Origin of the sequence: Paenibacillus maysiensis (genome assembly GCF_000520815.1) — a bacterium.
In the GTDB taxonomy this organism is placed as follows: domain Bacteria; phylum Bacillota; class Bacilli; order Paenibacillales; family Paenibacillaceae; genus Paenibacillus; species Paenibacillus maysiensis.
Genome location: NZ_ASRY01000020.1, coordinates 1 through 10819, shown reverse-complemented (window position 1 = coordinate 10819; position 10819 = coordinate 1). Strand labels below are relative to the sequence as shown.

Sequence of the window (10819 nt, the reverse complement as noted above, 5' to 3'; positions counted from 1 at the left end):
GATATCCGACAGCGTATCGCCCGCCGTACGGCGTACGGCCGCTGAAGGATCGCGTAGCGCCTCAGACAGCAGCTCCATCGCCTCCGGTGTGCGCAGATCACCCAAATAGACGACCCCCAGCCGCCGTAGCTGCATTTTGTCGTCATGCAGCGCTTGGCGGATGAGTGGCAAATGCTCGGGCGTCGGCTCCAGTCGATCCAGCGCGGCGTAGCGGGTGCGCCAATCCTCGTGCTGTAGGGCCAGCTCCAGCTCGGCATCGCTCCACTCGCGGCGTTCCTCCACGAATTCGCTGTTGTCCGCACCATGGGCAATCGCCTGCTGGATAATCTGCTCCAGCCGCTCCTGCGGAAAGGCCGCCTCCAGCTCCTGCTCCACCTCGCGCGCGATATCAGGCAGTTCTCCATAGCGGACGCCGTAATCGCTCAGCTTGCGCTCCTTGATCAGCGTCGCGCTGGCTACCCGGGTTACGGCCTCCACGAAACGGTCGGACAAGGAAATCCGTTCCTCCTGCTGGCCCGCTTTGACCCGGATTTGCATCGGAATGCCCCGGAAAAATTGCACAAATACCTGTGCCTCACCAAAAGCTTCCCCGGTGGTTTCCTCTGGCAAGTCCCAATTGGCGTCTGCGCCTTCCTCGCCTAGCTGGTCGCGAACCTGACCCAGAATGGTGGACCAATCTGCGTTCCCTTTGCGATCAAGGGCTACAAAATCCGTCGTGTGAAACACGCTTTTAACTCCTTCAATGCCCAGCATACGCCGGATAAAGGGGGGAGCGGAGCGTTCATTATCCCGTGTATATGTTCTGCGAATGCCCGCTTCCAGCCGCTCATCCAGATGCAGCATCATGGTGTTCGGACTGGGAGTTGGCTCGATAGATGTTATTTTCATAGCGCGGTACAGCCTCCTATTCAAAAGTTCTCCATATATAGCTTATCTGTATTGTACCTCATTCTACGAATGTCTCCAAAGAGGGAGTTCGTCATTTCGACGAAAATACAATGATAAATCTCACACAAATCATATGAATATGCCTAATGAAAGTTACTATGGTGCCACTGCGCAGTCGGATGGTGCTTCCCATCGCCACCGCTTCGCTTGTACAGCACCATTCCGCCTACTCCGTCTTTATGTGAATTTTACGAGTTCATTATACATAGCTTTATACACTTCGCTTCAGCGAATCGTTCTGGTGGCTGCGAATGAGCAGGGAGGCGATAAAGCCCACAGACAGAACAGCTGCCAGCAGCATAAATGTAATCGCCTGATTTCCGCCATCACCCATCAAACGAATAGAAAGCATAGGGGCTAGACTCGTACCGGCAAACAGAATGAAGGTATACAGTGAGACCGCTATCGCTCTTGCCGAGCCTCCAAGCTGGCCGACAATGGCAATCAGTGAAGGAACGCTTAGGGCAATGCCGCTTACAAAACATACACTCAACACGACGATAGCGATAAGAGAATGCGTCATTCCCATCAGCGCCAAGCTGAGAATGGAAAGGACAAGAGCTGTGCGTAATATTAGATGTACACCGAATTTTTGGGCTAGCTTTCCGGCAAACGGTGATAAAAGCATGCCGATGATGCCAGCGGCTCTTATATAAAGCATCTGTGTGCGATTCAAGCCAAATTCAGGCCCGCTAAGATAGCTGCCCAGAACTGTATACATACTCACGAAAGACATCAGGAGAACGAAGGCGACTGTATAGCTAAACCATAAAGGATACGACCGGAGAACGGTGCCTAGCTGACTGAAGGAAGCCCAAATACGGACGCCCCGTTGAGGTGTGGGTGCTTTCGGTAAGAAAAAAGTTACGATCAGGAAGGTTATGGCGTACAGTACGCCTAATACTCGAAATACCATATTCCATCCCATGTGTTCGCTAATGACGATACTAAATACCTGTCCGGCAATCCCTGCCACCAGAAACCCGGTACTGATAAAGCCAATGGCCGTTACCCGCTTTTCGGACGGAAACATATCTACGGCGTAGGCGAGAGCTACGGGAGAAAAGGTGGCTGCCGCCAAACCTTGAAGCAAGCGTAGTGTAATTAATAAAGGATACTGACTGGTAAAACCAAGACATAGCGAGATGATGGTTAATGCGAATAGTCCGGTAACGATAATCTGCTTTCGTCCAAAACGATCAGACAATCCCCCATACACAAGGCATCCGGCCGCAAACCCCAAGGAGAAGATGCTGCCCGGTATCGCAGCTTCAGCGAGCGTTTTGCCGAATATGTCCGCAAAGAGCGGAACTAAAGGAATAGTTACATATAGACTGGACATGACTGCAATCGCTGACCAACATAGAATTACGGTCATCCATGCATAAGGTAGAACAACGGATTTTTGCTGTATAGCTGTATGATCTGTTCGTAATTTACTCATCAATCGAACACTCCCTTAATAATAAAATAAGCTATTATTTAATACATGCAATTAATTATATTAGATAACCTAATTATATGTTTAAAAAAATTTATCTGCCCACCCCCAGTCTGCGCTCCATATGATGATGAAGCTTCTCTATAATCCGCGAAAAAATCACTTGTTCCTCAGGCTCCAAAATGCTCGCCAGGGAAGCGCATGAAGACCAGAATACAGGCAGTACCTGTTGCACAAGCTTGGAGCCCGCTACTGTAATACGTACATGAATCTTGCGTCGATCTGTGGAATTATGTTCTCTGATAATCCATCCTCTTTGCTCCGTCCAGTCCAGTATAGATGTAACGGAGGCACGTCGGATTCCGAGACGGTCGGCAATCATGGAGGGGCTCATTTGCTCCTGTGATTGATGTAGTGTCAGCAGCAACAGCAAATCCAGCTTGCTCTCCGTCAGGCCAAAAGCCGATAAATCCAGATCAATCGCGTCGAGCACGTTATCACCCGTCCATAGCAAGAAGAGACCCATGCGGGCAAGATGACGGTCGGTTTCCGCAAGAGCGGTTTGATCCATTAACTCCAGATAAGGCTCTGGACCGAGACGGGGGAGGGGATGTTGAACGGTATCCCGCTTATTTTGTTTTGGCGGCATAGTTTCACTCTTTTCATATAATTAGGTTATCTAACTATATAGCAATATAACCGATTCGACTGCACATTGGCAATATCCAAAATGGAATCCTGCTAAATTTATAGCGGCAGGATGGTTAAAAATAACAAAATTTAGATAGACTAAGATATGTTCTCCCCATGCTCCAAACGATGAGTAAAGGAGGCGTTCCATGTTCCGCAAGCAGGAAAGAACGCTCATTATTGTGTGTATTGTGATAGCGGCTATTATGCTTTACGCAGTCATTAAAAGCATAGCTCGCTTGACTCCCTAGATTGTAATCCGAAGAAATGTATGCAGGTGCTTTCTATTAAAATGTGAAATGAAGGAGTGAGTACCATTTGTCTTCACTGGACCCCGTATTGCTAAGCCGGATGTTGACCGGAATTACCCTGTTTGTTCATATTGTATTTGCATCTATCGGCGTTGGCGTACCTTTGATGATTGCGCTCGCGGAATGGCGCGGGCTGCGAACTGGTGATCCGCACTATACACTGCTGGCCCGACGTTGGGCGCGGGGGTTTGTCATCACCGTTGCCGTAGGTGTCGTCACAGGTACCTCCATTGGACTGCAACTCAGCTTGCTATGGCCTACCTTTATGCGGGTGGCTGGACAAGCGATTGCGTTGCCCCTGTTTTTGGAGACGTTTGCTTTTTTCATCGAAGCTATTTTTCTAGGCATTTACTTGTACACCTGGGATCGGTTTAAAAGCAAATATTTTCACCTGATGCTGCTCATTCCGGTAGCGATTGCCTCATCTGCATCAGCGGTTTTTATTACGACTGTGAACTCGTTCATGAACCAGCCTCAAGGCTTTACACTTAAAAATGGAGTCATGACAGATATTCATCCCATCCAGGCCATGCTGAATCCGGCCACGCCGACCAAGGTTTCTCATGTACTGGCTTCCTCGTATACGTTGAGCGCCGGGCTGCTGATGGGACTGGCTGCCTATAGTATGCTACGGGGGCGTAACCACCCGTATTTCAAAAAAGCGCTGAAGCTGACCGCCACCTGCACCATTGTGTTTGCCATCAGCACGGTGATGATCGGAGACGCTTCCGGTAAATTTCTAGCCAAATATCAGCCGGAAAAGCTGGCTGCCGCCGAATGGCATTTTGATACAATGACGCACGCTCCTTTCGTATATGGCGGTTATATGGATAAGAACGGAGACATCAAGTACGCCTTGAAAGTGCCTTATGCGCTTAGCGTTTTGGCCGGGAATCTGCCCAGTACAGAAGTTAAGGGTTTGAATGATTATCCTGTGGATCAGCGACCGCCGTTGTCTATCCACTATATGTTCGATCTCAAAATCACCACCGGGGTGCTGATTCTCGTCATTCCGCTGTTGTATCTGATTCGCAAACGTCTGCCAGGTCGTAAACCATACCCCAAATGGCTGCTGCTGGCGCTCATTCTGGTAGGACCAATGGCGATGGTAGCTATTGAGCTAGGCTGGATGTTTGCGGAGGTCGGCAGACAGCCGTGGATTTTACGCGGATACATGAAGGTGTCCGAAGCAGCAACCACTTCTACGAGTGTTGGGTGGATGCTGGTGTTGTTTGTTATTTTGTATCTGGTGTTGTGTTTCTCGGCCATTAAGGTACTCAGCAAGCTATTCCGTAATAAGGATGCGGTGGAAGAGCTGAAGCAGTTGGGCCTGGAAGGGGCTGAAGGCAAGTGAGCTATGAAATTGTAGGTATCGCCATTTTGTGGACCTTCCTGTTCGGATATTTGCTTGTGGCATCTATTGATTTTGGTGCAGGTTTTTTCAGCTTTTACAGTGTGTTAACAGGCCACCAGAACAAAATCCACAATATCATTCAACGGTATTTGTCTCCAGTGTGGGAGGTAACGAACGTATTTCTCATCTTTTTTGTGGTGGGATTGAATGGGTTTTTCCCGGATGCGGCTTATTACTATGGAACAGCGTTACTCGTTCCCGGCAGTATTGCGATTGTGCTTCTTGCGATCCGGGGAGTGTATTATGCTTACAATACGTATGGGCATTCCGGTAAAAATAATATCGTCTACATGGCGTTGTATGGTGCGACTGGGTTGCTGATTCCGGCGGCACTGTCGACGGTCCTTGCTATTTCGGAAGGCGGCATAATTGTAGAGAACGACACAGGTGTTCATCTTCAATGGGGCCAGCTATTAAGCAACCCCTATACGTGGGCGGTTATTTTTCTGGCGTTGGTGAGTGTGCTGTATATTTCAGCGATGTTTTTGTCGTACTATGCCAAAAGGGCGGGAGACAAGGTCGCTTTTGAAATCGTGCGCGGGTACGCGCTAATTTGGAGCGGTCCAACGATTGTAGCGAGTTTGCTCGCATTTTTTCAGATTAACAAACAAAATCCAGACCATTTTGCCAATATGCTGAATATGGCATGGATGTTTGTCGCCTCCTTCGTCTGCTTTGTCGGAGCTGTCTATCTGGTATGGCGTCGTCGTCATCTCGGAACCTCCTTTATTCTGGTCATGCTGCAATTTGCATTTGCCTGGTATGGCTATGGTCGCTCGCATTTGCCGTATGTTTTGTATCCCTACATTAATGTGCATCACAGCTTTACGAACTCCGCAATGGCGTATGCATTGATTACGGCGTTTATTGCGGGTCTGCTGGTATTGATTCCTTCGCTGATTTTGATCTTGAGACTGTTCCTATTCGATGCAAAATATGTGCGAGGAGAAGCAGGGAAGAAAGGATGAGTTCAATGGCTGCTTTCGAGCATTTTACGATTATGTATGAGTCGCCTATTATTATTGTGGTGGCGATTGTGTTTCTGTTTATTTATTCGGCACGCTTTAAAAATCCACAGGACTGACAGCAATAGGTGGAACAGGCCTTTCTGATTGATCCGGGAGGTCTGTTTTTGCTGTATTATCGCAGAATTTCCTTTACAGACGTGATTGAATTATACTTTACATATACCAGCATTTTGCATCATTTAATGTTCACACTCGAGTGACAATATATAGTTAAATTGAACCGTTGCGATTTCTTTGGAGAACGGGTCCGTCAGGGGAGGAGTTACATCATGCCCAAAGTTCGTTTTAACAACATGGATCATGTCAACACCGATAAAACGATTAAGCAATTCAGGCAATGGCGGCAGGAGCGACGCAGTAAAATAAAGGATTATACGTTCGTTGTTCCAAACCATCCCCCAGAGCTGGAGTTTCTGCATAGCAATCGGGAGATGGCGACAGCCACCTGGGTAGGACATTCCACCTTTTTCATCCAGTATCTTGGGCTGAATATCGTCACCGATCCAGTATGGGCAGAACGTATGGCTTTTGATAAAAGGTTGGCTCCGCCCGGCATTCGCATTCAGGATGTACCGCCGCTGGATATCATTCTGCTGTCTCATTCGCATTATGATCATTTACATTTAGAATCATTGCGGAAATTATATCGTGCAGATACGCTGATGCTCGTACCCTCGGGGTTAAAGTCGAAAATGATCCGCAAAGGCTTTCGTAACTGCCATGAGCTGCAATGGTGGGAGCATTTTACGGTAGGCGGGGTACGATTTACGTTTGTTCCGGCCCAGCATTGGACACGACGTACGCCGTTTGATACGAATACTTCGCATTGGGGTGGATACGTGCTGCAAAGTGAGCAGCAGGTGATCGGCTCTGCCACGTCTGTCGCGGAATCCCATCGTCATTCGGATGCAGATTCAGCGGATGCACCGACGTTGTATTTTGTGGGAGACACCGGATATTTCCGTGGATTTAAGGAGATTGGAGAGCGCTTTGCCATTGATCTGACCTTTATGCCGATTGGTGCGTATGAGCCAGAATGGTTCATGACCTCGCAGCATGTGACACCGGAGGAGGCGTTGCAAGGGTTTGTAGATTGCGGCGCGGATCAGATGATCCCGATGCATTACGGAGCCTTTAAGCTGGCGGATGATACGCCGAGAGAGGCGCTGGATCGTCTCGAAGCGGAGCGTGAACGCTTGGGCATCGCCAAGGAGCGCATTCACATACTGGGACACGGTGAGACGCTGAAAATTCAAAGCCGCTGTTCAACTATCATCTGAGGTTTCCATATAAAAAGCGACTCCGCAGACCTTTGTCCGCAGAGTCGCTTTTTATGGTTGTTTTGAATGAGTGAAAAGGTACGGGCAGACAAGTCTGTCGCTGTGTTACAGGATCAAACCGCTTCGGTATCGCTCACCAGCGAGGATTCGGAGTCATTGTTGGCAATGGGGTGACGCACGATTTTGACTTCATAGAACGTGATTTTATTTTCTAAAATATAGTCCGGAATTTGGCGGTGGCTGTGTGATTCACGGAAAGCTTCGCTTTTGGTCCAGCCCTGGAAGTTCTCTTTTTCCTTCCAGCGTGTGCTGATCGTTACTTCATCATAATCCTTTGTATTTTCAGTGAGTAGCACTTCCAGACCGAGGAAGCCTTCCATTTTCTCCACCTTACCTTCTTTGTTAAAGCGTTCGATGAGCAGGTGGGCATTGCCCGGGGTGATTTTAGATGTATTTGTAACGATAACCATATTAAATTCCTCCTGAATGATGTGGTATGGTCGGTATAATGACCGGATAGCCATCCTCAAATTTGATTGTAGCGTTCATTTCATAAATGTCGCGAAGAAAAGCAGACGTCAAAATCTGACGGGGTTCGCCGGCAATGGCAATTCGTCCCCTTTTAAGCGCAATCATATGATGACAATAGGCCGCAGCTTGCTGCAAATCATGCAGTACCATAACAATCGTCAAGCCGGACTCGTGATGGATACGCCTCAGCATATCCATCACCTCAAATTGATGAGCGATATCCAGAAAAGTGGTAGGTTCATCGAGCAAAAGAATGCCCGTTTGTTGGGCCAAAGCCATTGCAATTCGCGCTTTTTGTTGTTCACCTCCTGATAGAGTATGGAACATCCGATCCGCATAGAGCTTCATGCCTGTGATTTCCATGACATGGTCCACAATATGCTGATCCTGTCCGGTATGCCGTATCCTCAAGCCCTTGGCATGAGGGGATCTTCCGTAAGCGACCAGCTCACGAACCGTTAATAACGGCAGCATATCCTTCATTTGCGGCAGCATGGTAATCGTCTGGGCAAAATCACGTCGCTTGTATTCCTGTACAGGCTTGCCCAGTACGGAAACCTGCCCCTGATCCAGCTTGAGCAGCCGGGTCATAATCCGCAAAAGCGTGGACTTGCCCGAGCCGTTGGGCCCAACAATCGCGGTGAGCTGTCCGGCGGGCAAGGTGATGTTTACATCATCCAGCTTGAAATACCCGTGTTGTAAGGAGATATGCTCACCCTGAATGGCTGTCATCCGAAATTCCCCCGTTTCTTGAGCAGGATTAAAAAGAACGGTGCCCCGATGACGGCCAGCAAAATACCTACAGGCAGCTCAATCGGGTCAAACCAGGATCGTGCCACCGTATCCGCGAGGACTACCAGCGTTCCGCCGCCCACAATGGAAAGGGGAAGGAGGAAACGATAATCCTCCCCGATTAGCAGCCGTATGACATGGGGAACGACCAGTCCTACAAAGCCGATCAGCCCCGCCACACTGACCGCCGTACCGGCGAGCAGGGCAGAAAGCAAGATAATGAGTAGCCGCTGAAGCTCTACTCGCTGTCCGAGCAGTTGTGCTGAATCGTCGCCCAGCAGCAGCAAATTGGCAGGCTTGATCGCAAACAGGGAGGCGATTAAGGCGATGATGGCGTAAGGCGCCATGAACTCCAGATGATGCCAGCTTCGTCCGTTCAATCCGCCGGATAGCCACGGAAGAACCGCTTGCACCCGGTCGCTGTACATGACCATTACGCCGTTGGTGAGCGCGCCCAGCAGTGCATTGATGGCAACGCCAGCCAGCACGATTTTGACTGGAGAAGCCCCCCGGTCCCAAGCCAGCAGGTAAATGACAATAGCACTCAGAAAGGCTCCCGAAAAGGCCGTTACCGGAAGAAGATAACTGAGCTGCGGAAGCATTACCATCGTGATGACCGCAGCGAGTCCACCACCGGCCGATACGCCAATAATGCCGGGATCAGCCAAGGGATTTTTCATCACTCCCTGAAGAAGTGCCCCGGAAGCTGCCAGACATGCTCCTACGAGCAGACCCACTAGTACTCTGGGGAGCCGGAGATCCATCAGAATTGTGCGATATATAGAGTCATCGTTATACAGCAAAACCTGATTGATTTCTCGTAGTGGAATCGACACCGATCCGTAAGCCAGACCGTACACGGATACAGCTAGCAACAGGATCGGAAGCGTAATCCAGGCGATGGTGCGTCTTCTGGCGCGTTGTAGTTTGTTCATCGCTTATTTCGCCGTATACAGCTTTTGATGCATCAAATCCAGTGCCTTAGTAACCCGTGTGCCCGGATTTGTTCCGAACAGATCCGAGGGTAATACTTCAACCTGATTGTTTTTGACTGCCCGAATTCCGCTCCAAGCTGTATTTTCCTGCATTTCCTTGATAAATGCGGCTTTGACCTCATCCGTATTGCCGTGGGTCATAATCAGGATGTAGTCAGGGTCGGCCTGTACGATGCGTTCCGTATTTAGCTGCGCATATTGCGGGAAATTTTGCAGGCCCGGAAAATCAGCGGCAATATTAGAACCGCCAGCCATTTCCAAAATATTTCCGCTTAATGAATTCGGCAATGCCGCCATATATGTGGCCGGGGCTCCGTAGACAAGCAGCACTTTAGGTTTGGAGGTAGAGGTAGTTTCCTTTTGTAATGTGGCTACCTGTCGGTCAATTTGCTGATTCAGCTTCACGGCCTGAGCCTGCTTTTGCAGTAATTGTCCGAAGAGTGTAATTTGCGACTGAATATCTTTGACTGAATTGGCCCCTGTCAGCAGCAACTGCGAACCGACACCTTCAATAGCTGGAATGTCTTTCTCATTCATAGGATAATTGCCCAATACAACATCAGGTTTGAGCATTGTAATTTTCTCCAGATCGACTTCATGAGTAGAACCTACTTGTTGAACGTTTTCAGCAGCAGGCACGACGGAAGGTCCATTCGAGTTGGGTCTGCCGACGGCTGTCCCGCCCAAAGCATATATGATATCCAGATCGCCATTGCTGAGCGCAATGATATGTTGAGGGACACCTTGGAACGCCAGCGTCCGTTTTGAAAAATCAGTAACCTGAATCGCCGCATCGCTTGTTGTACCGGAAGTGGCAGATACAGATGCAGTGGCTGGTTTGTGATCTGCGGCCGGAGTACCATTACTACATCCGGTAACTGCGAATAAAAGCGCTGCGGATGACCACAACACATAAGATTTCATGTCATTCCTCCTGCAATTTTAAGTTAAATAATAATGATAATCATTTTCATTTATGTATAAGAGAATGATAATGAATATCAATGGGGATTGTCAATTGAAAAAACCAAAATTTTAAATAATTTATTTACTGAAATGGAGTAGATGGGATTCATGATATAGAGGAAGGTATCCTAAATTTTTCTTAAAAAATAGCATATATCAAGGGGTTATGTACACGCTAATACATATTGACATTTTCGAAAAGTGTAAGATATATTGGTGATGGGTTCACTTGGTTTTGCGAATTTCTGGATGGGAAGGTGGGGAGGAAAAGCTCAAGAAAAGCTATTTTTTTTAAAAATTTAATTGAGAATGATAATCAATTACTTATATTCTCGTGGGGAGGGACTGCTGTCAAAATGAGGAAGGGTTATTTTGCAATGATTGCTGTGTTTCTGCTGGTCAGTGCGCTGAGCTTTTGGCCAA

Annotated in this window: 11 protein-coding genes; 4 read left to right on the top strand and 7 right to left on the bottom strand. The window is 48.4% G+C overall.

The genetic code is table 11. From position 1 onward, the window contains the following. The 3 genes from L696_RS0101370 to L696_RS0101360 form a co-directional block, all read right to left on the bottom strand. A partial coding sequence (locus tag L696_RS0101370; protein ID WP_025682050.1) for a virulence factor occupies positions 1-888 on the bottom strand: 888 nt, incomplete at its 3' end. 271 nt (positions 889-1159) lie between these two features. Next, the gene (locus L696_RS0101365; protein ID WP_025682049.1) at positions 1160-2392 is read right to left on the bottom strand and encodes an MFS transporter; all 1233 of its coding nucleotides are present in this window, start codon (positions 2390-2392) and stop codon (positions 1160-1162) included. Positions 2393-2483: 91 nt separating this feature from the next. Next, positions 2484-3038: a MarR family winged helix-turn-helix transcriptional regulator gene (locus L696_RS0101360; protein ID WP_025682048.1), complete on the bottom strand. Its 555-nt coding sequence runs from the start codon at positions 3036-3038 to the stop codon at positions 2484-2486. Between the two features lie 359 nt (positions 3039-3397). Between L696_RS0101360 and L696_RS0101350 the strand changes: the two genes are divergently transcribed. From L696_RS0101350 to L696_RS0101330, 4 genes are all read left to right on the top strand, one after another. Then, the gene (locus L696_RS0101350; protein ID WP_025682047.1) at positions 3398-4744 is read left to right on the top strand and encodes a cytochrome ubiquinol oxidase subunit I; all 1347 of its coding nucleotides are present in this window, start codon (positions 3398-3400) and stop codon (positions 4742-4744) included. After that, positions 4741-5772, top strand: a complete 1032-nt coding sequence (locus L696_RS0101345; RefSeq protein WP_025682046.1) for a cytochrome d ubiquinol oxidase subunit II — start codon at positions 4741-4743, stop codon at positions 5770-5772. The genes L696_RS0101350 and L696_RS0101345 overlap by 4 nt, the downstream gene beginning before the upstream one ends. Before the next feature lie 5 nt (positions 5773-5777). Then, a complete protein-coding gene (gene cydS, locus L696_RS32575; RefSeq protein WP_007432143.1) occupies positions 5778-5888 on the top strand; it encodes a cytochrome bd oxidase small subunit CydS family protein in 111 nt (36 codons plus the stop codon). Between the two features lie 213 nt (positions 5889-6101). Then, positions 6102-7112, top strand: a complete 1011-nt coding sequence (locus tag L696_RS0101330) for an MBL fold metallo-hydrolase (protein ID WP_025682045.1) — start codon at positions 6102-6104, stop codon at positions 7110-7112. 113 nt (positions 7113-7225) lie between these two features. Here L696_RS0101330 and isdG read toward each other — a convergent pair whose 3' ends face one another. Genes isdG through L696_RS0101310 form a run of 4 tightly spaced genes read right to left on the bottom strand, consistent with a single transcriptional unit; the run spans position 7226 to position 10354 of the window. Further along, positions 7226-7582, bottom strand: coding sequence for a heme oxygenase (gene isdG / locus L696_RS0101325; protein WP_025682044.1), 357 nt, complete (start codon positions 7580-7582; stop codon positions 7226-7228). A gap of 1 nt (position 7583) precedes the next feature. Next, the gene (locus L696_RS0101320) at positions 7584-8375 is read right to left on the bottom strand and encodes an ABC transporter ATP-binding protein (protein ID WP_025682043.1); all 792 of its coding nucleotides are present in this window, start codon (positions 8373-8375) and stop codon (positions 7584-7586) included. Further along, the gene (locus tag L696_RS0101315) at positions 8372-9370 is read right to left on the bottom strand and encodes a FecCD family ABC transporter permease (RefSeq protein WP_025682042.1); all 999 of its coding nucleotides are present in this window, start codon (positions 9368-9370) and stop codon (positions 8372-8374) included. The genes L696_RS0101320 and L696_RS0101315 overlap by 4 nt, the downstream gene beginning before the upstream one ends. A 3-nt stretch (positions 9371-9373) precedes the next feature. After that, positions 9374-10354 (bottom strand): ABC transporter substrate-binding protein, encoded by a 981-nt coding sequence (locus L696_RS0101310; RefSeq protein ID WP_025682041.1) that lies wholly within the window; start codon positions 10352-10354, stop codon positions 9374-9376. Positions 10355-10819: the final 465 nt, after the last annotated feature.

What these genes read in the sequence shown, in the direction of transcription:
- L696_RS0101365 (WP_025682049.1), bottom strand. Translation starts at nt 2,392, where the DNA reads ATGAGTAAATTACGAACAGATCATACAGCTATACAGCAAAAATCCGTT.
- L696_RS0101360 (WP_025682048.1), bottom strand. Translation starts at nt 3,038, where the DNA reads ATGCCGCCAAAACAAAATAAGCGGGATACCGTTCAACATCCCCTCCCC.
- cydS (WP_007432143.1), top strand. Translation starts at nt 5,778, where the DNA reads ATGGCTGCTTTCGAGCATTTTACGATTATGTATGAGTCGCCTATTATT.
- L696_RS0101330 (WP_025682045.1), top strand. Translation starts at nt 6,102, where the DNA reads ATGCCCAAAGTTCGTTTTAACAACATGGATCATGTCAACACCGATAAA.
- isdG (WP_025682044.1), bottom strand. Translation starts at nt 7,582, where the DNA reads ATGGTTATCGTTACAAATACATCTAAAATCACCCCGGGCAATGCCCAC.
- L696_RS0101320 (WP_025682043.1), bottom strand. Translation starts at nt 8,375, where the DNA reads ATGACAGCCATTCAGGGTGAGCATATCTCCTTACAACACGGGTATTTC.
- L696_RS0101315 (WP_025682042.1), bottom strand. Translation starts at nt 9,370, where the DNA reads ATGAACAAACTACAACGCGCCAGAAGACGCACCATCGCCTGGATTACG.
- L696_RS0101310 (WP_025682041.1), bottom strand. Translation starts at nt 10,354, where the DNA reads ATGAAATCTTATGTGTTGTGGTCATCCGCAGCGCTTTTATTCGCAGTT.